Consider the following 21,826-nt stretch of genomic DNA (forward strand, 5'->3'; position numbering starts at 1 on the left):
AATTTCAAATTGTGCAGCTACCGCTCGAATAGAATAACCTTCCTCAAGCTTAGCTAAAATTTTACGTCTAAAATGTTCTGAATAACTCATTGCACCATTGTATTGGTTTTATAATGATTTGACTATAGTCGGACTTGCGAAAGAAGAAATCCCACAAGCCAACAAAAAAGGCGTGGTTGATGTCAGTGATAGTAATATCAGCCAGCTAGAACAACTCACTGAAAACCTGCCAAACGATCAATGGTCTTATATTGAGAACAAAAAACAGGACATTTATGACCTGAAAAATAAGACCAAAACAGGTGATGTTCTCTCGCTTAAACTCAACTGTAATGTGACGAGCCAAAATCCAACGTTCTCCATTGAAAATAGTGATGGTCAAGTCGTTCTTAAAGCCTATGACGAACAGGCAGGACAAATCCAGTTTCTACTCGACAATAAAAACTACGGCAATATTTTTGGATCAGGTCAGTCAAAACAGCTGACTGCATTTAAAACTCAAGTTTTACATGCCAAAATCATCAAAATCTATAATCAGGGCAAGCTTTACAGCTTTAACAATCACAAAGCCGAACTGCTGACTAAGCCCGTGTCCTGTAAAGCCATTTCAACGTTAAGATAATCAAAAAGATTGCCAAGGAATCTTGGCAATTTGGTTTACTGTTGCTGCTGTTCTTGCTGCCAGCGACGCTGTTGCAAACGCTCACCTTCCACTTCTCGCTTATTGCGAGCCGATTCATACAACTTTGTGCCTTTGAGCTCAGGTGGCAGATAATCCTGCATGACAAAATGCTCTGGATAATCATGTGGATAGAGATAGTCGACACCATAACCCTGTTGTTTCATGAGCTTGGTTGGTGCATTGCGTAAATGCAATGGCACAGACAAATTTGCAGTTTTCTCTGCCAATTCCATAGCACGGTTAATTGCCAAATAGGTACTGTTACTTTTGGCACTGGTCGCCAAGTACACCGCACATTGCCCCAACAGAATACGGGCTTCGGGCATCCCAATCACCTGCACAGAACGGAAACATTCTCCCGCCAGTAACAGTGCATTTGGGTTGGAGTTCCCAATATCTTCCGAAGCTGCAATCAGCATACGACGCGCAATAAATAATGGATCTTCCCCACCTTTGAGCATGCGTGCCATCCAGTACAAGGCTGCATCTGGGTCACTCCCTCGAATCGATTTAATGAATGCTGAAACCAAATCATAATGCTGCTCGCCTGACTTGTCATAACGTGCAATGTTTTGCTGAGCGACACGCACCACCAGTGCATTATTGATATGATTGTCTTGCTCTGGCTCAAAGGTACTGGCAATTAAATCCAGTAAATTAAGTGCCTTACGTGCATCACCTGCTGCAAACTGAATTAACGCATCAAATTCATCAATATAAATCTGACGGTCTTTTAAGAAACGGTCTTGCTGTAGTGCTTTATTTAATAAACTTTCAATCGCTTCATTGGACAAGGCATTTAAGCTATAGACCTGACAGCGTGACAGCAAAGCACTATTTATCTCAAAAGACGGATTTTCTGTGGTCGCACCAATTAAGGTGATTTTACCTTTTTCGACTGCGCCCAATAATGCATCTTGCTGAGATTTATTAAAACGATGAATTTCATCAATAAAAACCACAGGTGCCAGTAAGTCACCACTTTCTGCGATGACTTCACGGAGTTCTTTGACTCCAGTATTCAGTGCCGACAAGCTGATAAAAGGACGATCCACTGCTTGTGCCAAAAGTAAGGCAATCGTGGTTTTTCCAACACCTGGTGGCCCCCAAAAAATAATCGAAGGTAAATGCCCCTGATCAATCATTTGCCGCAAGGGCGCACCATCTCCCAGCAAATGTTCTTGCCCAATAATTTCAGATAGATCACGGGGACGCAAACGCTCGGGTAATGGAATTTGGCTCTCTGACATGTGGTTTCAATTCGTTGTTTTGGCTTTGTTATAGTCTACAAGATTGAAATAGCCATTCAATAGCGTTGTTCGGTGATTACATCAAGCAACGAAGCAGAAAAAACTTCACCATGCCTCAAGTCGGGATACACCACCAATTTGACATCTGCGCCTTTACGATGCAGTTGTCGCACAATCTCACGATTTTGATCAATTAATTCATCAATCTGCTTATCTTGATCCTCGGCAGCAACAGGGGTTTGTACGTCACCTTCAATAATTGATAAATGCTTATGCTGTAACTGGGCAGGTGTTGCCTGATTCAACATCTGTTGAATACGGTCATTTTGCCAGTGAATCGAAGGACTTGCCGCAAAGTAAGACTGGAAATAGTTGCTGTTTAAATAGGTATCTAACACAAACAATCCACCATAAGAATGTCCCCACAACGCAGTCCGCTGCGGATTAATCTGTGTCTGCTGATTGACCCACGGCACAATCTTGTCTAATAACAGTTGACGGAACTCGGCACTCCCACCTGTTATCCGTTCAGGGTGATTGAGATCAGGCTGTAACTTGCCCGAAGCATCGGCAGGCGTATAGTCCTGAGCACGGGCATTCACTTCATAAGGCAAATTGCTTTGATAACCCACTGCCACCAAAACAGGTGCATCCGACTTACTCAGTTGTTTCAGGACATTTTCCTGAAGATGTGACATTGCAGAATTGCCATCGAGCATATATAGCGCGGCATAACCTTGGGCTGGCGCAGCATGTTTAGGAATTCCGAGCCACACCCGATAGTGTCGCTGGCGATCTTTCGAGTCAAATTCTAAAGTTTTAAACTGATAAACAGCCGAGCCTGTTTGGGCAATATTGGCAGGTAACGGCTGAATATTGGGACGGGCATTTGCCGTGATGCTACTAAAACCAAGCAAGCAGCCCAATAAGATGCTGCCTGCCTGAGCTGAAAATTTCATAATGATCGTGCTACAAAACGAGATGTTTTGTTTTATCATTATTGAGAATCATTATCAAATAATTTTAATTAGAGTGCTTCAATCAAACTGTACAAATCCGCTTGCGCATCTTCATTGCCTTGCTCTGCGGCTCTTGCTAGCCATTTCAGCGCTTGCTTGTTATTTTGGATAACGCCAATCCCATCGCGATATAAGCAGCCCAAATTATACTGAGCAAGCGCATTATCTTGCTCTGCGGCTTGTGAATAATATTCAACGGCTTTCTTACTGTTTTTCACCACTGCATAACCATGCAGATAAAATGTTCCCAAGTTATTCAATGCATTTGGCTCGCCAAGTTTCGCTGCTTGGCTATACCATGAAAATGCCTGATGATAATCTGGAATCTCTTTTTGATTTTCATAAAGATAGCCAATATTGGTCATTGCCTGTGCTGAACCATGCTGAGCTGCTTTGCGATAATAGGCTAAAGCTTTTTTTAGATCCTGTTCGACACCCTCGCCATCGTCATACATGAGTCCAAGAGCATATTCAGCATCTACATTGTCTTGTTTTGCTGCCTTTTCATACCACATAAGCGCCTGATCAAAATCTTGTTCAGTTTCATCATCACCGTAATAGTAGATATCGCCAATTTTATTTTGCGCTTCAGGATGACCTTGTTTAGCGAGTTGTAAAACCTGTGGAGCACTCATTTCATCGAAATCGATTGCTGCATATACAGGGGTATTCAAAAAGCCACTGAGCACAGTAACCAAAAATAAGTTTCTAATTTTATTCATAAAAATCCAGTTAATATCATCAATTTTCTTTATTTTTCAGTCATTTTAAGGTAGTTTTTCATTCAGAAATAAAAACGCGCATAGTTTACTGCAATTTAAGTAAAGCTGCATTCTCCCCATCTTCAATGACCCACAAATCTCCTGTTGGCGTTTGCAGTAAGCCACGAATCCGCTGTCCCATTTCAATCCTTTCCAGTTCCTTAATCGGTTTCTGCTGAAGATCGACCACAATAATCGACTCTGAGGATAAACCTCCAATCAATGCCTTTCCTGTCCACTGCGGAATACGTTTACCTTGATAAATAATTAAACTTGAAGGAGAAATCACGGGTGTCCAACTCACGACAGGAGCCTGAAACTCAGGACAAGTACTATGCCGTGGAATTTTAATTCCTGAATAATGATCACCATTAGACACCAAAGGGTAACCATAGTTCCGACCTTTATGAATTTGATTTAACTCATCGCCACCTTTTGGCCCCATTTCGACTTCCCAAAGTTGTCCTTGGCTGTCAAAAGCAATGCCTAAAGGATTACGATGCCCCCATGACCAAAGCTGTGCAGCTGTTCCACCTTGGGCATATAACGGATTATCTGCGGGCACTGAACCATCGGCATTGAGGCGTACAATTTTCCCCAAATGGCTTTGTAAATCTTGGGCTGGGCTAAATTGCTGACGTTCACCTGAGCTAATCCACAACTTACCATCTCGGTCAAATAGCACCCGATAAGAAAAATGACCATGACCACGTACTTTAGGCTGTTGTGTCCAAATACGTTGCCGATGTAATAACCGTGGTTGCTGCGCCTGTGACAAATCTAATTCAGCACGATCGACCACTGCGCCAGTTCCCTGATCAGAGCTTTCAACATAACTAAAATAAATCAAATGATTACGCTGAAAATCGGGATGTAAAACAATATCTCCCAAACCGCCCTGTCCTGCATCTACCACTGTAGGTACGCCTGCAACACTCAATATTTTTTGGGTTGCGGGTTCAAAGAGTTTAATTGCCCCTGCCTTTTCTGTGACGAGCAAACGTCCATCAGGCAATGCCGCCAGTGCCCACGGCGAATTAAAATAACTGACTTTTTGAAAATGCAGTAAAGTAAACTTAGAATTACGGGTATCGTCAGGCTGATCAAAATATTCCTTGAGCGCTTTTAACTGACTAAAATCTGATGAACTACAGGCACTCACCAGCCACCCAACTGACATAAATAGTAAAAGATGTTTAAATCTTTGCATCGATACATCCTTTTCACAAAACACTTTCATGCATCTTGCGATGAATGAATTTTTTATATTTTTAGCCTTACTCTGCATCCAGCTGATGTAAGGTTCTAACAATATTACAATCTTGTATGCAGGCTTGTGAATTACAGCTTTGACGTAACTGCTGTAATTGCTGACTAAATTTTTGTAATTGCTGAATTTTCTCCTGAATATGCCCCAAATGTGCCTCAACCAGTTCATCAACCACTGCGCAGTTATCTTGAGGATGTTGTAACAGGGTATTCATCTCTTGTATTTCCTTGAGTGACATTCCCAATTCTCGGCAGTGCCGAATAAAAATCAGCTGCTGTAAAGCCTGATCATCATAATAACGGTAATTGTTGTTGGCGCGCGGTGGTGCAGCAAATAACTGCTTTTTTTCATAAAATCGAATGGTATCGGCTGAAAGCTTCGATTTTTTAGCGAGTTCACCAATGCTAAAAAACATACACACCTCTCTTGACCTTAGAGTTACTCCAAGCTTTTAAATCAGTGTATGCAGATTAGACAGGATTTTCAAATGGCAGGTTGTCAATGTGAACATCATACGCCGAAACAGGCACGATCAAAAAAATTCCGCAATGCGCTATGGATTGCATTCTTCTTGAATCTCAGCATGTTTATCATTGAAGTTGTTGTTGGCATAAAAGCAGGTTCAACAGCACTTTGGGCAGATGCGCTAGATTTTGCAGGAGATGCTTTTAACTATGCGATTTCCATTATGGCACTCGGTATGAGTCTCTATTGGCGAGCCAGTATTGCACTGGTTAAAGGCATCACTATGTTCGCTTTTGCTGTACTGATCTTGGTCAAGGTGGTTTGGGCTTACTGGACAGGGCTTCAGCCTGAAGCCATAACGATGGGACTGATCGGATTATTGGCTTTGGTTGCCAATGTGCTGAGTGCCCTTGTGCTTTATACCTTCCGCGATGGCGATGCCAATATGACCTCGGTGTGGCTCTGTAGCCGCAATGATGCGATTGGAAATATTGCTGTGATCTTGGCTGCTATCGGTGTTTTTGGCACACAAAGCAGCATTCCCGATCTTGTTGTGGCTGTTGTCATGGCCAGCTTGGGCTTTAGCTCAGGTTATCACGTTATTCAAAAATCCCGTGCCGAGCGCCAAGCAGCCAAAGTGACTTAGCGTAGCGCTCCAATATAATGATGTGGAACTTCTTCTTTATTCATCACAGGATGGCTGATTTCTTCAGCCATTGCTGGATGAGTTGCGGTGACAGGCGCGACAAATTTCACTGTTGGAATATGAGTTGGTGCTGTTCCTGTTGCCAATACGCTTTCTAAACGTAAACCCAAACGATGTAGTTCATTATCTCCTGTGGATAAAGCAAGTCTAACCACCTCTTCTGCATACTCTAAATTATGCTCCAGATAAACCACATCAATCACGCGTCCAACAACGCGTCTTAAACGCACATACAACTGTGTGGCTAGATCAAAGATTTCTTTCTCAACTTTTTTATCTTTGCTTAATATCGTTTTCATATTCATCTCCACAGTCTGATTCAAGTGAGTGCACTGAATCTATTTTTTATGCAACACATTAAGGCACATGCTCGCCATGTTGCGCTAAATCTAATCCGATTTGTTCTTGTTCAGCATCGACCCGTAAGCCAATGACCTTCTTAATCACAAATAAAATAATGATTGAAACCACAGCGCTATAAATGAAGGTTGTGACCGCACCAATAACTTGCACAAGTAAACTTGCATCCAAACCTGAGATCTGTTTTTGTGCAAAAATACCTGTCAAAATCGCACCGACAATGCCCCCTACACCATGAATACCAAAGACATCTAAAGAATCATCGGCTTTGAGTAAACTTTTGAGTTGGGTTGCACCCCAGTAACAACACACGCCTGCAATCAAACCAATCAGTAAACCACCTGTCATATCCACAAAACCCGATGCAGGGGTAATCGCCACCAAACCTGCTACCGCACCTGAACATGCCCCCAATAAAGTTGCTTTACGACGACTGATATATTCCACCAATAACCAAGTCAATGCAGCGGCTGCGGCGGCTAATTGTGTCACCAACATCGCCATGCCTGCACGACCATCGGCTGCCCCTGCTGAACCTGCATTGAAACCAAACCAACCCACCCACAATAATGATGCACCAATAAAGGTATAAATCAGGTTATTGGGGAAAAATGGTTCTTTACCATAGCCTTGTCGCTGACCCAACATATAAGCACAGGCTAAACCTGCTGCACCTGCATTGATATGAACTACAGTACCGCCTGCAAAATCCAAAGCACCTTTTGCCGCAAGCCAACCTGCTGGTTCCCAAACCCAATGGGCTACAGGGACATAAACCAGTAAAATCCAGAAAAACATAAACCAAAACATCGCTGAAAAATGCATTCGTTCTGCAAATGCCCCTGTGATTAATGCGGGGGTAATAATCGCGAAGGTCATTTGGAACATGATCCAAACCGTTTCAGGAATACTCGAAGCAATATGACTCACCGAAATCTTGCCATCAATTGCATCGAAAACCACACCTTGCAACATCACGCGATCAAAGCCCCCAATGAAGGCATTATTCGGTGTAAATGCAAGGCTATAACCTACTACAGCCCATAACACACTAGCTAAACAAACAATGACCAAACTTTGTAATGCAGTTGTGATTAAATTCTTTTTGCGTACCATTCCTGCATAAAACAATGCAATTCCGGGAATAGTCATCAGTAATACCAAGGCGGTGGATGTCAACATCCACGCGGTATTACCACTATTGATTTGATCTAAATTGGTGACATAAGGGGCAGTTGCTGCCCAAGTCATACTCGAACTTGCAAAAAAGCCAAGTAAGATGAGTAGAAGATGTTTGATATCACGATATTTATACATTTACCCCCCATGACACTGTTGCTTAGAATATTTGAAATTTCACAAATTTTATATGTATAAAAATCAAGCAAAATCTAAGCCAACAATTTAAGGAGATGCTTTTTTAACCGCTATTTTATTGTTTTTATTTTAATTTTATGTCACCCAACGAACCACATATTCATCAAGCTCATCTTCATGGATAAATTCTTCTGAAATACAGCGCCCCGCAACTGACTTTTTGGCTTTAATCACACTTTGCCGTGATCCTGTATTTAAATAGTGCCATGAAGGTAAGTTTTTACCCTCATAAATGCGTCGATAGGCACAACTAGAGGGTAACCAATGAATTGTTTCTAATTTTTCTAGGGTTAAGTGAATACAATCTGGCACATGTGTTTGGCGATGAATGTAATCTGAACATTGTCCTGTTGTACAGTTCAGTAACTTGCACGCCACTTTTGTATAAGCAACTTCATGGGTATCTTCATCTTCAAGCTTCAATAAACAACATAAGCCACAGCCATCACACAAGGCTTCCCATTCCTCATTTGACATTTGATTTAATGGATATTTCTTCCAAAATTGAGGGCGTAGCGACATCAGCAATTCAGCCTAAAAACAACAGAGTTTCAATTATAGCATGGCAACAAGCGACTTAAATTTTATCAACATAACTTACAGAGTGATGCTAAAAGCCGTGTGAAAGTTGCACATTTTATGCACAAAGCAAAAACAGTCATGCAAAATCATAGTGCTAAACTGACTTCACAGAATAAAAAACTTAAGGAGAATCATCATGTTTCGTTGGGCAATTATTTTTGCTGTGATTGCACTGATTGCTAGCTTACTTGGATTCGGTGGTGTAGCTGGTTTATCTCAACAATTCGCCATTATCTTATTGGTTGTTGCGATAATTTTGGCAGTCATCGGCTTCTTATCACGAGGTCGAGTTTAAGAAACTACAGCCAACATGTTGAACAAGAAGAGAAGCTAAAGCTTCTCTTCTTGTTTTTAATCTTTCCATGTCTGTAAACGATTCAACCAGACACTGAAACGCTGATAACCCGCAGGAAATAAGCGCTGCAAAAAGTCTAAAATCTTGGCATCTGCACCAATCAAGACACGGCGTTGGTTACGGCGTATGGCTTTTAAAATTTGTTTGGCAGCCTTCTCAGGGGGCGTTCGCAGCAATTTTTCAAAGTCTTGCTGAGTACCATCTGTTTCAATGCCCAAAGTTTTTAAGCTTTGGTTAGAACGTGCTGATTTTGCAATATTCGTCCGCACTCCGCCTGGGTGCACACATAAAGCACTGACCCCACAACGCTGAATATCTAACTCCTGTCGTAAGGCTTCCGTAAATCCACGCACTGCAAACTTGCTGGCATTATAAGCTGACTGGGTAGGCTGAGCTGCTATTCCAAAAATACTGGAAATATTGACAATATGACCCTCTTGAGTCTGCTTGATATAAGGTAAAAACTCTTTCGTGCCATAGACCACTCCCCAAAAATTAATATTGGTAATCCAAGTCAGGTCTTCATAACTCGCACCTTCAACCGTCGAAGCCAATGCCACGCCTGCATTATTAAAAATCAGATTGACCTGCCCATGTTCACGTACAGTTTGCTCTGCCCAATATTGAACTTGCTCACGTTCTGCGACATCGACCATGTGCGTTGAAATCTTCACAGTGGATTCTTTCAATAATGCTAAGGTCTGTTGCAAACCTGCCAAACTAATATCACTCAAGGATAAATGACAACCTTGTTGTGCAAGCAAAATTGCCAACTGCTGACCAATACCTGAACCTGCACCTGAAATTGCAGCCACTTTTCCTTGAAAATTTTTCATTACCATCTCAATCTTGTACTTGATTACCACCCGCGTCATCATTTAGTCATGTGGTGATCAAGATTTTGTCACAAATATTATTTAAAATTGCAGATACCTATAATCTGCTGCAATGATACTGTCATAATTAGTCTTTGTAATACTGAGCTATATACAAATAAAGCAGTGATAGGATTTAACCTTGTGAAAGAGGACTACATTTTAATCGTCGATGATGAATTACCGATTCGTGAGATGATTCATACATCGCTCGATATGGCAGGTTTTCAGTGTCTGCAAGCCGAAGATGCCAAACAGGCTCATCAAATGATCGTTGATCAGCGCCCTGCCCTTATTTTACTTGATTGGATGCTACCAGGGGGAGTCAGTGGCGTAGATTTGTGCCGTCGTTTGAAACGTGATGAAACGCTGTCTGAAATTCCAGTGATTATGCTGACTGCTCGTGGCGAAGAAGACCATAAAGTTCAAGGTCTCGATGCAGGTGCAGATGACTATATGACCAAACCATTTTCAACACGGGAACTGGTTTCACGGATTAAAGCGGTTTTACGTCGTTCTAATGCGTTGAGTGGTGAAAAAGTCATTGACGCCAATGGGTTAATCTTAGATCCAGTGAGTCAGCGCGTGAGTTTTGCTGATAATATCTTGGATATGGGACCGACAGAATATCGCTTACTGGCATTTTTTATGACGCATCCAGAACGTGCTTATACGCGTGCTCAACTCCTAGATCAAGTCTGGGGCGGTAACGTTTATATTGAAGACCGAACCATTGATGTCCATATTCGTCGCCTGCGCAAAGTACTCGAACCTTTTGGTGTTGATCGCTTCGTACAAACTGTACGTGGTACAGGTTACCGTTTCTCAACTCGTGCCGATGCTTTAAGTTAGTTAGACCACCTTTATGTATGAACCGTACCCCACCCCAGAAATTAGCCACGAACATAAAAATTATCGTTATAGCAGTTTATGGGACTATGCTAAGCAAGACTTACGGATTTTACTGTTTTTCCTGATTATTGCGAGTCTAGTTGGCTTTGGGATCGGTCATTTTTGGGGATGTATTGCAGCTGCATTTATCCTGTTTGTTGTCATGCAATTACGCGCCTTGTATTTGGTCAATGACTGGATTGCCAACCGCCCTTATGAAGTTCCTCCCAATCTCAATGGAATTTGGGGGGCATTACTGTTCAATATCTATCGTTCCCAACGCCAAGAACGCGTCGTTCAGGCGGAGATGGTGGGTTTGATTGATCGTGCCCAGTCCTCCTTGGTTGCACTGGCTGAAGCCGTGGTACTCACCGATGAGCTGCATCAAATTGAATGGTGGAACCCTGCAGCCGAGCGCTTACTCGGCATTCAGGAGCTGGATCGGGGGCGTAATATTTTGGGTATTTTACGCCAGCCCGCTTTTGTTGAATATTTCAATAATATGGAACAGCAACCCGATGGAATTAAGCTGAAATCTTCTTTGCATGAAGATCGTTATGTACAGATCAAACTGACCCGTTTTGGTTTAGAAAGTCGCTTGGTTGTCGCTTATGATGTGACGCGTGTACATAACCTTGAACAAATGCGTAAAGATTTTGTCGATAATATTTCCCATGAACTACGAACACCACTCACCGTGTTAAGTGGTTATTTAGAAACATTTACCGATCAGGAAGACTTCAATCCACGCTGGAGACGCCCTTTTGAACAGATGCAGGCTCAAACCAAACGCATGAATGCCTTGGTCAATGACTTATTGCTGTTATCCCGTTTAGAAAATGATAAACAGCTCGCCAAAAATCAAATCGTGGACATGCCTAGCCTGATGAACCAACTTTTTGATGATGCCCAAGCTTATAACTCTGAATATAGCCATATCCTCAATCTCGACATTGACAGTCATTGTGATCTAATCGGTTCAGATGTTGAACTGGCGAGTGCTTTTGGTAATTTGATTACCAATGCAATTAAATACACCCCAAAAGGGGGTGTGATCACCATTGGTTGGCATGACGATCAGGAACATGGTTATTTTACAGTAGAAGACAATGGCATCGGGATTGATCCAAAACATTTACCACGGTTGACCGAACGTTTTTACCGTGTGGATAGTGCACGTAGCCGCCAGACAGGTGGTACAGGTTTAGGTCTTGCGATTGTCAAACATGTTCTGATGCAGCATGGCGCACATCTAGAAGTAGACTCTAAACCTAATCAAGGCTCATGCTTTAAAGCGGTCTTTCCCAAAGAGCGCCTCTGTCAAGCTGAGGCATAAAGCCCTACACTAGCAGGCATGAAAAAGTTTTATATTGTGATTGGCGGTCTATGTGCTGCCCTGCTTGTATTTTTACTGATTCAAGCACAACAACCCGATGCCGATGAAATTGCACGCTATCAAGCGATTTTATGTTTTGTGATTCGGCAGCCCCAAGCACCGCATGATCTGCAACAACTTCGAGCCAAAATGCGCCAAATTCAGCAAGGCAGTATCCCTGACTATGCTTTTCAGCAGCCAGAATTTAGGAACACTTTAGCGAATCAATGGATCGAAGCTTATTTTACTTTATCTAAAACTCAACAAACTCAGGCTCGTCGTTCCTACCCTGAATGTGTTGCAGCTTTTGCCCAACAACGATAATCCACAAAAAAACGCAACCCTCTAGGTTGCGTTTTCATTTGACTGGAGTGAGCTGCTAAATTAGAGGGTCTGCCCTAAACGCTCACCCATCACCACTACAGACTCTGCTTTAAATTGCTGATCCCACGCCATGGTATTCGGTTCAAATAAAATAATTGCAGTTGAACCCAAATAGAAACGCCCTAACTCATCACCTTTTTGCAATTCAAGATGATGTTGTTGCAAGTCTAAACGACCATTGGGTTTCACCTTACCTGTTGCAACGGTTTCAATACCCGCCACAATCATCGCACCGACAAGCACCACGGCCATCCGTCCGATTTCGGTATCGAACAAACACACCATACGTTCATTGCGCGCAAACAGATTCGGTACATTTTCAGCAGTCACCTGATTCACTGAGAACAATTCACCAGGTACATACAAGGTTTCTGTTAAAGTCCCTGCAAAAGGCATATGCACGCGGTGATAATCACGTGGTGACAAGTAAACTGTTGCAAATTGACCTTGTTTAAACGGTGCAGCCAGTTGTGGGTCACCCACCAACTGCTCTACCGAAAAGCTTTGTCCTTTGGCTTGGAACACTTCGCCATCGGTAATCTGACCAATCTGCGAAATAGCACCATCGGCTGGGCTGACAATACTACGACTGTCGCTGTCAATCTGACGTACGCCCTGCTTTAAAGCACGAGTAAAGAATTCGTTAAATGACTTGTACTGTAATGGATTGGTTTGCTCGGCAATCGACAAATCAATATCGTATTTGGATTTAAATGCCTGAATGACAATGTTTTTAACAATCGGGTTTTCACTGGCAGCAACTTTTCCGACTACGCGGCTAAGTTGATGCTGTGGAACAACACGTTGTGCCTGTAAAAAAAGACGTTTCTTCAGTTGTGATGTGAGGCTCAAAGCGGTTTATCTCCCGTAACTATTGGACTATCGGGGCGATTTCCCCACTCACTCCATGCACCATCGTATGCGCGAATATTCCAATTCAACAGGCGACCTAAAATATAAGCCAATCCTGAACGGTGGTGTGATTGGCAGTACACCACCACTGGCTGACTAAAATCAAAGCCCAATTGCTGCAAACGTTGCTGTATGTGTTCTAAAGTACGTAATTTTAAATGATTTTGACGATTAAGTGCAGTACTCCATTCATAATGCAATGCATGTGGAATATGCCCCCCTCGACGTGCGGCTAAACGTAGCCCTGTATATTCATCCACAGTACGACAATCCCAAAGCTGAATCTGCTGATTGTGAACTAATTCAATGAGTTGATCATATTCAATTCGGACTTTAGCTACCTGTGTCAAATCAACTTTTAAGCGTTGCTCAACCACAGGCAATACATCGACCTCAGCCGTCGTTGGTAAACTTGCAGCTAACCAAGCATGAATTCCACCATTGAGTAAGCTCGTCTGCTCAAAACCCAAACAGTGTAGATTCCACAAGAAACGTCCTGCCCAAGCTCCCCCTTCATCATCATAGGCAACTACATGATGTTCAGGTGAAAGTTGTAAATATTCAATCAATTGCTCTAGGCGCTCAACATCTGGCAACATGCCTGAAGCCAATTCATGCTGCTGAACCAGTTGCTGAGGTTTAAGATGAATCGCATGTGGAATATGTAGCTGTTCATAGACAGATCCACGGCTTAAATCCACAATTCTGATGTGCGGATTGCCTAAATGTGGCACTAGGTCTTCGGCTTCAATCAATAAAGGCAATTTTAATTCAGAAGTGGCGGTCATTTTTATTTGGCTCAAGGCGTACTGAAACTCGATCAGACTTGATCATAACATAGGCTTTTCCTGTCGATTTATGATTTTTTATGCAAGCATTGTGCCTAAGATTCACAAGACACAATGCTCAAATCGACAGTTGAATCTGGTTGTTTATTCGCTCAACACGTCTTCAACCTGAAAAATCTGACGTAAATAAGCCAGAAAAGTGTCATTATCGGTCATGGTTTTACCCGGACTATCTGAAATTTTGGCAACCGATTGCCCATTGCATTCCACCAGTTTCAATACAATATTGAGTGGTTTAATGCCCATATCATTGGTCAGGTTGGTTCCTATCCCGAAACTGACTTTAAAACGATCTTTAAAGTACTGGTACAAATCCCATGCACGTTGCAAATCTAACCCATCACTAAAGGTTAGCATCTTGGTTTTACTGTCAATTTTTAGCTTTTGATAATGTGCATAAGCTTTATCACCCCATTCATACGGGTCGCCACTGTCATGACGCAAACCATCAAACAGTTTGGCAAAGTACAAATCGAAATCACGCAAGAAGGCATCCATTCCGACCACATCGGTTAAAGCGATGCCTAAATCACCACGATATTCTTGAACCCATGCTTCAAGTGCTGCTTTTTGGAAATTACGCAAACGCACATCCAACGCTTGAAATGCTTGCAAAAATTCGTGAGCCATTGTGCCGATTGGGGTGATGCCCAGTTCTTTCGCCAACATCACATTACTGGTACCACGAAACACATTCGGCGCAGCCTGATAAAACTCTTCAACAATATGCTTATGCCATGTCAAGCTATAACGACGACGTGTACCAAAATCAGAGACTAAAAATGGACTGTTATCGATTTGCTGTTCGTATTGTTTTAAGAGCTGCAATTTGGCTTGTAAACGGCGCTCACCTTCTGCCAGTACCTCTTCAGAATGAACGCGTTTGAAATATAGTTCATTGACAATCGCCAAAACAAAGATTTCAAACATCAGGGCTTGTACCATCGGCCCTTCAATATGAATGTCGAGGCGTCCCTGATCATCAATCCCTGCACGAATAAAACGGCGTTTAAGTTGGAATAATTCTAAATAGTCGACAAAGTCACTTTTGATAAAACGCAAATTGCGCAAATATTGAAGTTCATCATCCTGAAAACGCAGCTCACACAAATAATCAAGCTGCTCATTCAAATCGTCCAAAATATCCGTTAATGGATATACCGTATCTTCAAGATTGCGGCAACGGAATTGATAAACACTATGGGTTTGCGGGAACTTATGTAATACCACTTGTAGCATGGTAAATTTATATAAATCCGTATCAAGCAAGGATCGTATGATTGGTTCCATATCGGTTAGATCGTTTTTAGCTCAAAGCATTAAACCATACTTTTATAGGCAACTCAGTGAGTGTTTTAGCAAATAATGATAAAAAACTCGCAAATTCGCTGCATTTTTGCCGAATTTATCGCCACAACCATTTCTGTAAAAACATTTCAAAGCCTGAAAGAAATGTTTATAGTCTGTACTTTTTACGAGTCATTCCAAACATGCGTGCGTTATTGCAGCGGGTCAAATCGGCTAAAGTGATTGTCGATGAACAAATTACAGGTGAAATTCAACAAGGTATTTTGGTATTTCTAGGTCTTGCTCAACAAGATAACTTGGATATTGGCAAAAAGCTGATTGATAAAATTTTAAAGTATCGTATTTTTGATGATGAAAATGGCAAAATGGGCTGGAATGTAGCGCAAGCTCAAGGCGGCATCTTACTGGTTTCACAGTTCACCCTGATGGCACACACTCAAAAAGGCTTACGCCCAGACTTCGGCCCAGCCATGCCACCTAGCGCAGCCAAAGCATTGTATGAGCAACTGGTTGAATATACCAAGACCCAATACCCGCAAGTTGAAACAGGCATTTTTGCTGCTGACATGCAAGTCCACTTGGTCAATGACGGCCCTGTGACATTTAACCTTGAAGTGCTTTAAACATAAAAAAGCGCTCAAATCTGAGCGCTTTTTAGTATGATCATCAATTATTTGCCTGTCTTTTGGCGAACAAACTGACGAACCTGCTTAACTTTGGCTTGTACAGGCTTAGGCAATTGTGGTGGCAACAGGCGTGCAACCTTATTAAACCAGACCAGTAAACTAAAATCCCCTTCCATTTTAATGCTGCCGTTTTGCATGCCTGTCATAAATGCAGAAGGTTCGCCTTTAATTAAGGTCTTTACGCCTTGATCACTATCAGCAAATTGTAGGGTAAAGTCAGCAGGCTGAGGCGCACCCGCGACAGTTTCAACTTTACCATTGTTCACCAAAATCTGACGGGCAAAACCCGCATCTGTCGCAATCTGAATACGGATTTGGCGATCATGTGATAATTCAATAAATTTTGGTGAAGTTTTTGCAAGCTGTTTCATACGTAAAACAATGCTAACTACCAATAAATCAAGCGGATCAGTGCTGACATTCAGCAAAGGTAACTTTACAACAGGAATAGCAGAAAGATTCATGTGCATTAAGCGAGCCTATTTGTCATTTTATTCATCTTTAACGCATCGTATCATAACTTTGCAAATCAAGAACAAGGCTTTGTATAACAATTTTTAAGTAAAAAAAGAGCGTATTTTTCAATACGCCCGAGTTGAGTAACTGATTTTATAATTCTTCTTCATACACAGGTGTGTGTTCAATTAACCGACGGTTTGCCAATGCCTTTTGTGCAATACGATCTGCTCTTAAGAGTAATAAGGTGATTCCAATCATGACTAAACTTAAAGCAGTTAAATAACCATACGTCATTGGCAAGTGAAATGCATATTGCAGACTTAAACGGATGCTTTCAACAATCCCCCAGAATGCCATTCCTGCACACATAAACCCCAACCAATGACGAAAAGGCGAGAAGAAAACAGCCACAAGTGCAATGCCAATCAGACTCAACCCAATAATGCTGGCAAAATTTGCTGTTAACATAAAAACCTCCGTCGATCACATAACTGTGAATAAACTACTGATCTATTTTTGAACATGCAGTCTAATCTAGGTTTCTGTTTCCATACTGCTTTATTTACATGTCCGTCTTTGCATTATGCAAAGTTTTAAAAGAAAAAAAAGAGCTGATTTTGATTAAAGCGACACACTCTGTCGTGAATCTTGAGATGATGACCGATGCTGTTATTCACAAAACTTCACAAATATAAGAAATATATGGCTTTGGTTGTCATTACACAGCCAAATTTATTTTATGTGAACTCTATCACTTTTTACAAAAAAGTCTGACCAAACATAAAAATGTAAAAATTAAGAAATAAATATTTAATTTATATTAAAAAAGCACAACTCTAAAGTTGTGCTTTTTTGGAACGATGACAATTTTTAAGCACGATGCATATCTTTATCATGCACACCGAGTAAGTATAAAACACCATCTAAACCGACACTCGAAATCGCTTGATTGGCATTTTGACGAACCAGTGGTTTAGCACGGAAAGCCACGCCTAAACCTGCGATTGACAGCATTGGCAAATCATTAGCGCCATCACCAACAGCAATCGCCTGCTCCAATGAAATTCCCATATCATTGGCTAAACCACGAAGCAATTCTGCTTTGCGTGCGCCATCGACAATCGCACCTTTTACTTCGCCTGTCACAATCCCCGCTTGGACATCCAAAATATTGGCGTGAACTTCATCAATGCCCAATTTCTCTTGCAGATATTCAGCAAAATATTGAAAACCACCTGACAAAATCGCTGTTTTATAGCCTAAAGCTTTTAGAGTCGAGATCAGGCGCTCTGCACCTTCCGTAATAGTCAGGCGCTCTGCAATTTTAGGTAATACAGATGCATCTAAACCTTTTAGTAAGGCAACACGTGCACGGAAACTCTGCTGAAAATCGAGTTCGCCTTGCATGGCACGTTCAGTAATCTCAGCCACCTGTGCGCCCACACCTGCCTCAAGCGCTAACTCATCAATCACCTCTTGCTCAATCAGAGTAGAGTCCATATCAAAGCAGACCAAACGGCGATTACGACGATAAACATTGTCTTCTTGAACAGCTACATCGACATTCAGCTCATTGGACAAACGTAAACATGCCGCACGCATGGCCTGAGCATCGAGCATTTGCCCTTTCAAACCAAATTGTACACAAGCACGACGGTGCTGTTCTTCAGGTGAGTCAAGTGACAAACGTTCTGATAAACGGGTCACAGTTTCAATATTAAACCCCTGACCTGACACGATTTTTGTCACTGCTTGCAGATCGGCAGCTGTCAATTCTGGTGCAAATGCCGTCACAATATAACGGGTACGTCCACCTTCACTAACCCATTGATCATATTCTGCGTTGGAGATTGGTTTAAATCGCACAGTTAAGCCAATATCATGTGCTAAAATTAAAATCTCTTTCATTGCCAATGCTGTTGCCGTCTGATCTTCAGATGCAACCACGATGCCAAGAGTCAACTGATTATGAATCACAGCCTGACCAACATCTAAAATTTGTAATGAATGAGAGGACAAAACCTGCATCAATCGAGTGAACTGATTGGGTTGGTCGGGTCCTAAAAATGAAATAAGAATGATTTCTCGCATGGATGACTCAGTCTGAGCTACAACTATGCCTAGAATCATAATCGAAAATGAATTGAATTGCCTTGGAAGTTTACCTTGAATGCACCTAGACAAGGGCTATTTGCTAGCCTGCTAATTGTAAGTTTTGCATTGCAAACCTTTTTGCTGGTCATCGCAACCACACATCAACTCAAAGAAAATCGTGCAAATCAAGGTGAGTTGTTAACAACGCAACTTGTTACAGACAGCTTGCATGAGCTTGACCCTGCAAACCGCGTTTCTTTAGCACTTCTGGTTGATCGTTATAAAACCAATCCAAGTATTGCCTCAATTCGTATTCTCGATGCTTCAAACCAAGTCCTCGCCACAGATGGCTTATACCGAACCCGTGAAGGTGAAGTCTTTAGTCGCGATGCTTTACAAAATGAAAAGAAAGTTGGACGTGTTGAAGTCACCCTCATCAAACCAAGCATTGGTGAAATTTTGCGTAGCGAATGGCTCGCCATTTTTATTTCTCTGATTTTACATTTCGCTTTATGGATTGCTTATCGTGCGATTGCCCGTCCAAGCCGTAGCGAATACTTGGCACGAGTCAATAATGAATCACGTTTAAAACATGAAATTCAGGCGCTCACTCAAGCATTGGAACAGGAAAAACACAACAGTGCCGTGGTGATTGCTCAGGCACAAAAACAATCGAAAAAACAAGCCATCCCAACTAAATTACTGGCGAGTGAAAAATCTGATCGTCCTGCACATCCACATGCGTTAGCACTCAACATTCAATTTTATGACCCTAAGCAATTATTGAGTACAGTGAGTCAAACCGTTTCTGTGCCTTATTTTAACTTGTGTCAGTTATTCTTAAAGAAAAGCATTGACTTATGTGCGCAACACTATGATCTGTCACCCGCAGATATCAATGTACAGCAAAGTTTTCAAGCAGATGGTGCAAACATTAGTATTGATGCGGAACGCCCAAAAGCTGTCGAATGTTTACTGATGATTGGTATGGTATTTCAGTTGCTCTCTGAAGTCCTGTATAAACGTTATCGCGAAGAAAAACGTTTTGTACTACAAACCCGCTGTGCCATTGCCAATGCCGTTGAAGATATGCAGCTTGATGCCACGCAAGCCGCAGCCCGCTTAACCCATCATTTAAGTGCAAGAGAAAGTGCGCTGTATCTTCAAGAACAATATTTAAAACTGGTGAGCGATCATTTCCAATTGGTAGCATTGCCAAATCCAAGCAATGTACTGACCCGTCACGCATTCATGATCAGTGGTATGAATAGTGAATGTGCCGAGTTGGCACAAAGCTTAAGAACCGAGATTTTAAAAAGTAAGAAATCACGTTCTAGCACCACTTAAATTGGGCATATTTTTAAACCTCGCCAATGTTGCGGGGTTTTTTTATGGTGATTTTACCTTGACATCATCAGCTTTAGCACCATTATAGAAATACACATCAGAAAAGCTGCTGTGGTTCCGCTTGGAAACATAGGCAATACTGCCTAAAAATTGCTAATATAAACAATTGCAACAATCGATCAGATTGTCGATCTAGGGTTAAGGTAGGACAGGATGGCGCTCAATACAGTTGAAGAGCTTATCGAAGATATTCGTGCTGGTAAAATGGTCATCCTTATGGATGACGAAGATCGTGAAAATGAAGGCGATTTAGTCATGGCAGCAACGCATGTGCGTGCTGAAGATATCAATTTCATGATTACCCATGCCCGAGGTCTTGTTTGTCTGACCTTGAGTAAAGAACGTTGTAAGCAATTGAATTTACCGCTCATGGTCGATCAAAACGGCGCACAACATGGCACTAACTTTACTCTGTCGATTGAAGCGGCGGCTGGTATTACGACAGGTATTTCAGCAGCAGAACGTGCGCATACCATTCGTACAGCGGTAGCAGCTGCAGCTAAACCAAGTGACATTGTACAACCTGGGCATATTTTCCCGCTCATGGCTCAGCCAGGGGGGGTTTTACACCGCGCTGGACATACTGAAGCAGGTTCAGACTTGTCACGTTTAGCGGGTTTAGAACCTGCATCGGTGATCTGCGAGATCATCAAAGAAGACGGCACAATGGCTCGTCGTCCAGATTTAGAAATATTTGCTGAAAAACATGGCTTAAAAATTGGTACAATTGCCGACTTGATTCATTACCGTATGACCAATGAACAAACGGTTGAACGTTTAAGTCAGCAAACCATTGATACTGAATATGGTCCATTGCAATTGTATCGCTATCAAGAGCAAGGCAGCCCAGACATTCATTTGGCTTTGGTGAAAGGTGAGCCGAAAGAAGGCACCACCACCGTTCGTGTTCATGGTTTTAACCCAACGCGTGATTTATTAAAATTGAAAAAACAATCGGGCGAGCCTGCATGGACAATTGACCATGCACTACAAACGATTGCCAACAGTGAACGTGGCGTTCTGGTTTGGATTGGTCAAAAAAGCTTGCCTGACCTAGGCCCTGCTTTCGATGCATTAACTGCGCCAACGCCAGTCAAATCCAATGCGGCATTGTCACATCAGTATCAGACCATTGGGGTCGGCGCGCAAATCTTGCGTGACTTAGGAGTGGAAAAAATGAAACTCCTCAGTTCACCATTACGCTTCAATGCCCTTTCTGGTTTTAACTTAGAAGTGGTGGAATATATTTCTGCCGATCAATCTTTTGGAAAATAATCGAGGTTGCTATGGCGATTCGCCGTATAGAAGGTTTATTACATCTCGCGAGCGAAGGCCGTTACGCGATTTTGGTTGCTCGTTTCAATAGCTTTGTGGTTGAACATTTGCTTGAAGGCGCAATTGACACATTAAAACGTCATGGCGTTGCAGAAGAAAATATCACAGTCATTCATGCACCTGGTGCATGGGAGCTGCCTGTTGTTGCGAAAAAATTGGCGAACTCTGCACAATTCGATGCAATTATTGCATTGGGTGCAGTGATTCGTGGTAGCACACCTCACTTTGACTTCGTTGCGGGTGAATGTGCCAAAGGTTTAGGTGTTGTTGGTTTAGAGTCTAGTCTGCCTGTCATTAACGGCGTACTCACTACTGACAGCATTGAACAAGCAATTGAACGCTCAGGCACCAAAGCGGGCAACAAAGGCAGTGAAGCTGCTTTGACTGCTATTGAAATGGTGAATTTGTTAAAGGCAATTTAATTC

Annotated in this window: 25 protein-coding genes and 1 pseudogene; 10 read left to right on the plus strand and 16 right to left on the minus strand. The window is 42.1% G+C overall.

Going from position 1 to position 21,826, the window contains the following annotated elements; translation table 11 throughout:
- Positions 1 to 90, minus strand: a pseudogene (locus GBN19_RS15935) (IS630 transposase-related protein); the annotation flags it as partial.
- A 28-nt stretch (positions 91 to 118) separates the two neighbouring features.
- Between GBN19_RS15935 and GBN19_RS09230 the strand changes: the two are divergent.
- Positions 119 to 622, plus strand: a complete 504-nt coding sequence (locus GBN19_RS09230) for a hypothetical protein (protein ID WP_228271244.1) — start codon at positions 119 to 121, stop codon at positions 620 to 622.
- A 35-nt stretch (positions 623 to 657) separates the two neighbouring features.
- Here GBN19_RS09230 and GBN19_RS09235 read toward each other — a convergent pair whose 3' ends face one another.
- From GBN19_RS09235 to GBN19_RS09255, 5 genes are all read right to left on the minus strand, one after another.
- Complete coding sequence (locus tag GBN19_RS09235) at positions 658 to 1,932, minus strand: replication-associated recombination protein A (RefSeq protein ID WP_151777935.1); 1,275 nt, start codon at positions 1,930 to 1,932, stop codon at positions 658 to 660.
- A gap of 56 nt (positions 1,933 to 1,988) precedes the next feature.
- On the minus strand, positions 1,989 to 2,891 hold the full coding sequence (locus tag GBN19_RS09240) for an alpha/beta hydrolase (protein WP_151777936.1): 903 nt from the start codon (positions 2,889 to 2,891) through the stop codon (positions 1,989 to 1,991).
- A gap of 68 nt (positions 2,892 to 2,959) precedes the next feature.
- Entirely contained in the window at positions 2,960 to 3,673 is a 714-nt protein-coding gene (locus GBN19_RS09245) for a tetratricopeptide repeat protein (RefSeq protein ID WP_151777937.1), read from the minus strand.
- Positions 3,674 to 3,758: 85 nt separating this feature from the next.
- Positions 3,759 to 4,922 (minus strand): PQQ-dependent sugar dehydrogenase, encoded by a 1,164-nt coding sequence (locus GBN19_RS09250; RefSeq protein ID WP_151777938.1) that lies wholly within the window; start codon positions 4,920 to 4,922, stop codon positions 3,759 to 3,761.
- Between the two features lie 67 nt (positions 4,923 to 4,989).
- A complete protein-coding gene (locus GBN19_RS09255) occupies positions 4,990 to 5,397 on the minus strand; it encodes a MerR family transcriptional regulator (protein WP_151708388.1) in 408 nt (135 codons plus the stop codon).
- Between the two features lie 72 nt (positions 5,398 to 5,469).
- Here GBN19_RS09255 and GBN19_RS09260 point away from each other — a divergent pair, with 72 nt between their 5' ends.
- On the plus strand, positions 5,470 to 6,093 hold the full coding sequence (locus tag GBN19_RS09260; RefSeq protein ID WP_151777939.1) for a cation transporter: 624 nt from the start codon (positions 5,470 to 5,472) through the stop codon (positions 6,091 to 6,093).
- Here GBN19_RS09260 and GBN19_RS09265 read toward each other — a convergent pair.
- The 3 genes from GBN19_RS09265 to GBN19_RS09275 form a co-directional block, all read right to left on the minus strand.
- Complete coding sequence (locus GBN19_RS09265) at positions 6,090 to 6,452, minus strand: hypothetical protein (protein WP_151777940.1); 363 nt, start codon at positions 6,450 to 6,452, stop codon at positions 6,090 to 6,092. The genes GBN19_RS09260 and GBN19_RS09265 overlap by 4 nt on opposite strands.
- Before the next feature lie 58 nt (positions 6,453 to 6,510).
- On the minus strand, positions 6,511 to 7,764 hold the full coding sequence (locus GBN19_RS09270) for an ammonium transporter (protein ID WP_375707866.1): 1,254 nt from the start codon (positions 7,762 to 7,764) through the stop codon (positions 6,511 to 6,513).
- A 201-nt stretch (positions 7,765 to 7,965) separates the two neighbouring features.
- On the minus strand, positions 7,966 to 8,412 hold the full coding sequence (locus tag GBN19_RS09275; RefSeq protein WP_151777942.1) for a YcgN family cysteine cluster protein: 447 nt from the start codon (positions 8,410 to 8,412) through the stop codon (positions 7,966 to 7,968).
- A 196-nt stretch (positions 8,413 to 8,608) separates the two neighbouring features.
- On the opposite strand from GBN19_RS09275, the gene GBN19_RS09280 reads away from it, so the two are divergent.
- On the plus strand, positions 8,609 to 8,767 hold the full coding sequence (locus GBN19_RS09280) for a DUF1328 domain-containing protein (RefSeq protein ID WP_151708383.1): 159 nt from the start codon (positions 8,609 to 8,611) through the stop codon (positions 8,765 to 8,767).
- A gap of 56 nt (positions 8,768 to 8,823) precedes the next feature.
- On the opposite strand, the gene GBN19_RS09285 is transcribed toward GBN19_RS09280, so the two are convergent.
- Positions 8,824 to 9,663: an SDR family NAD(P)-dependent oxidoreductase gene (locus tag GBN19_RS09285; RefSeq protein WP_151777943.1), complete on the minus strand. Its 840-nt coding sequence runs from the start codon at positions 9,661 to 9,663 to the stop codon at positions 8,824 to 8,826.
- A 183-nt stretch (positions 9,664 to 9,846) separates the two neighbouring features.
- Between GBN19_RS09285 and phoB the strand changes: the two genes are divergently transcribed.
- The 3 genes from phoB to GBN19_RS09300 are packed head-to-tail and all read left to right on the plus strand — an operon-like array spanning position 9,847 to position 12,292.
- Positions 9,847 to 10,554: a phosphate regulon transcriptional regulator PhoB gene (phoB, locus tag GBN19_RS09290; protein WP_151708381.1), complete on the plus strand. Its 708-nt coding sequence runs from the start codon at positions 9,847 to 9,849 to the stop codon at positions 10,552 to 10,554.
- 13 nt (positions 10,555 to 10,567) lie between these two features.
- Positions 10,568 to 11,929, plus strand: coding sequence for a phosphate regulon sensor histidine kinase PhoR (gene phoR / locus GBN19_RS09295; protein WP_151708380.1), 1,362 nt, complete (start codon positions 10,568 to 10,570; stop codon positions 11,927 to 11,929).
- 18 nt (positions 11,930 to 11,947) lie between these two features.
- Entirely contained in the window at positions 11,948 to 12,292 is a 345-nt protein-coding gene (locus GBN19_RS09300) for a hypothetical protein (RefSeq protein WP_151777944.1), read from the plus strand.
- A 60-nt stretch (positions 12,293 to 12,352) separates the two neighbouring features.
- Here the strand turns inward: GBN19_RS09300 and asd are convergent, their stop codons facing one another.
- The 3 genes from asd to pncB form a co-directional block, all read right to left on the minus strand.
- Positions 12,353 to 13,204: an archaetidylserine decarboxylase gene (gene asd, locus GBN19_RS09305; RefSeq protein ID WP_151777945.1), complete on the minus strand. Its 852-nt coding sequence runs from the start codon at positions 13,202 to 13,204 to the stop codon at positions 12,353 to 12,355.
- Positions 13,201 to 14,052: a sulfurtransferase gene (locus GBN19_RS09310; protein ID WP_151777946.1), complete on the minus strand. Its 852-nt coding sequence runs from the start codon at positions 14,050 to 14,052 to the stop codon at positions 13,201 to 13,203. The genes asd and GBN19_RS09310 overlap by 4 nt, the downstream gene beginning before the upstream one ends.
- Before the next feature lie 144 nt (positions 14,053 to 14,196).
- Positions 14,197 to 15,402: a nicotinate phosphoribosyltransferase gene (pncB, locus tag GBN19_RS09315; RefSeq protein WP_151777947.1), complete on the minus strand. Its 1,206-nt coding sequence runs from the start codon at positions 15,400 to 15,402 to the stop codon at positions 14,197 to 14,199.
- A gap of 200 nt (positions 15,403 to 15,602) precedes the next feature.
- On the opposite strand from pncB, the gene dtd reads away from it, so the two are divergent.
- Positions 15,603 to 16,043, plus strand: coding sequence for a D-aminoacyl-tRNA deacylase (gene dtd, locus GBN19_RS09320; RefSeq protein ID WP_151777948.1), 441 nt, complete (start codon positions 15,603 to 15,605; stop codon positions 16,041 to 16,043).
- Between the two features lie 47 nt (positions 16,044 to 16,090).
- Here dtd and GBN19_RS09325 read toward each other — a convergent pair whose 3' ends face one another.
- The 3 genes from GBN19_RS09325 to serB form a co-directional block, all read right to left on the minus strand.
- On the minus strand, positions 16,091 to 16,570 hold the full coding sequence (locus tag GBN19_RS09325) for an SCP2 sterol-binding domain-containing protein (protein ID WP_151708374.1): 480 nt from the start codon (positions 16,568 to 16,570) through the stop codon (positions 16,091 to 16,093).
- Positions 16,571 to 16,715: 145 nt separating this feature from the next.
- Positions 16,716 to 17,033, minus strand: coding sequence for an AciT family ciprofloxacin tolerance protein (gene aciT / locus GBN19_RS09330; RefSeq protein ID WP_151777949.1), 318 nt, complete (start codon positions 17,031 to 17,033; stop codon positions 16,716 to 16,718).
- 402 nt (positions 17,034 to 17,435) lie between these two features.
- On the minus strand, positions 17,436 to 18,656 hold the full coding sequence (gene serB, locus GBN19_RS09335; protein ID WP_151777950.1) for a phosphoserine phosphatase SerB: 1,221 nt from the start codon (positions 18,654 to 18,656) through the stop codon (positions 17,436 to 17,438).
- A gap of 75 nt (positions 18,657 to 18,731) precedes the next feature.
- Between serB and GBN19_RS09340 the strand changes: the two genes are divergently transcribed.
- The 3 genes from GBN19_RS09340 to ribH all read left to right on the plus strand — a co-directional run bounded on the left by GBN19_RS09340 (position 18,732) and on the right by ribH (position 21,823).
- Positions 18,732 to 20,006 (plus strand): hypothetical protein, encoded by a 1,275-nt coding sequence (locus tag GBN19_RS09340; protein WP_151709456.1) that lies wholly within the window; start codon positions 18,732 to 18,734, stop codon positions 20,004 to 20,006.
- A gap of 213 nt (positions 20,007 to 20,219) precedes the next feature.
- Positions 20,220 to 21,341, plus strand: a complete 1,122-nt coding sequence (gene ribBA / locus GBN19_RS09345) for a bifunctional 3,4-dihydroxy-2-butanone-4-phosphate synthase/GTP cyclohydrolase II (RefSeq protein ID WP_151709455.1) — start codon at positions 20,220 to 20,222, stop codon at positions 21,339 to 21,341.
- 11 nt (positions 21,342 to 21,352) lie between these two features.
- Complete coding sequence (gene ribH, locus GBN19_RS09350; protein ID WP_004750191.1) at positions 21,353 to 21,823, plus strand: 6,7-dimethyl-8-ribityllumazine synthase; 471 nt, start codon at positions 21,353 to 21,355, stop codon at positions 21,821 to 21,823.
- Positions 21,824 to 21,826: the final 3 nt, after the last annotated feature.

It is taken from the genome of Acinetobacter brisouii (assembly GCF_008993995.1).
GTDB classification, from domain to species: domain Bacteria; phylum Pseudomonadota; class Gammaproteobacteria; order Pseudomonadales; family Moraxellaceae; genus Acinetobacter; species Acinetobacter brisouii_A.

Excerpts from the sequence above, each read along its gene's own strand:
- GBN19_RS09235 (WP_151777935.1), bottom strand. The coding sequence starts at position 1,932 with ATGTCAGAGAGCCAAATTCCATTACCCGAGCGTTTGCGTCCCCGTGAT.
- GBN19_RS09240 (WP_151777936.1), bottom strand. The coding sequence starts at position 2,891 with ATGAAATTTTCAGCTCAGGCAGGCAGCATCTTATTGGGCTGCTTGCTT.
- GBN19_RS09245 (WP_151777937.1), bottom strand. The coding sequence starts at position 3,673 with ATGAATAAAATTAGAAACTTATTTTTGGTTACTGTGCTCAGTGGCTTT.
- GBN19_RS09250 (WP_151777938.1), bottom strand. The coding sequence starts at position 4,922 with ATGCAAAGATTTAAACATCTTTTACTATTTATGTCAGTTGGGTGGCTG.
- GBN19_RS09255 (WP_151708388.1), bottom strand. The coding sequence starts at position 5,397 with ATGTTTTTTAGCATTGGTGAACTCGCTAAAAAATCGAAGCTTTCAGCC.
- GBN19_RS09260 (WP_151777939.1), top strand. The coding sequence starts at position 5,470 with ATGGCAGGTTGTCAATGTGAACATCATACGCCGAAACAGGCACGATCA.
- GBN19_RS09265 (WP_151777940.1), bottom strand. The coding sequence starts at position 6,452 with ATGAAAACGATATTAAGCAAAGATAAAAAAGTTGAGAAAGAAATCTTT.
- GBN19_RS09270 (WP_375707866.1), bottom strand. The coding sequence starts at position 7,764 with ATGACTTGGGCAGCAACTGCCCCTTATGTCACCAATTTAGATCAAATC.
- GBN19_RS09275 (WP_151777942.1), bottom strand. The coding sequence starts at position 8,412 with ATGTCGCTACGCCCTCAATTTTGGAAGAAATATCCATTAAATCAAATG.
- GBN19_RS09280 (WP_151708383.1), top strand. The coding sequence starts at position 8,609 with ATGTTTCGTTGGGCAATTATTTTTGCTGTGATTGCACTGATTGCTAGC.
- GBN19_RS09285 (WP_151777943.1), bottom strand. The coding sequence starts at position 9,663 with ATGAAAAATTTTCAAGGAAAAGTGGCTGCAATTTCAGGTGCAGGTTCA.
- phoR (WP_151708380.1), top strand. The coding sequence starts at position 10,568 with ATGTATGAACCGTACCCCACCCCAGAAATTAGCCACGAACATAAAAAT.
- GBN19_RS09300 (WP_151777944.1), top strand. The coding sequence starts at position 11,948 with ATGAAAAAGTTTTATATTGTGATTGGCGGTCTATGTGCTGCCCTGCTT.
- GBN19_RS09310 (WP_151777946.1), bottom strand. The coding sequence starts at position 14,052 with ATGACCGCCACTTCTGAATTAAAATTGCCTTTATTGATTGAAGCCGAA.
- pncB (WP_151777947.1), bottom strand. The coding sequence starts at position 15,402 with ATGGAACCAATCATACGATCCTTGCTTGATACGGATTTATATAAATTT.
- dtd (WP_151777948.1), top strand. The coding sequence starts at position 15,603 with ATGCGTGCGTTATTGCAGCGGGTCAAATCGGCTAAAGTGATTGTCGAT.
- GBN19_RS09325 (WP_151708374.1), bottom strand. The coding sequence starts at position 16,570 with ATGAATCTTTCTGCTATTCCTGTTGTAAAGTTACCTTTGCTGAATGTC.
- aciT (WP_151777949.1), bottom strand. The coding sequence starts at position 17,033 with ATGTTAACAGCAAATTTTGCCAGCATTATTGGGTTGAGTCTGATTGGC.
- serB (WP_151777950.1), bottom strand. The coding sequence starts at position 18,656 with ATGCGAGAAATCATTCTTATTTCATTTTTAGGACCCGACCAACCCAAT.
- ribBA (WP_151709455.1), top strand. The coding sequence starts at position 20,220 with ATGGCGCTCAATACAGTTGAAGAGCTTATCGAAGATATTCGTGCTGGT.
- ribH (WP_004750191.1), top strand. The coding sequence starts at position 21,353 with ATGGCGATTCGCCGTATAGAAGGTTTATTACATCTCGCGAGCGAAGGC.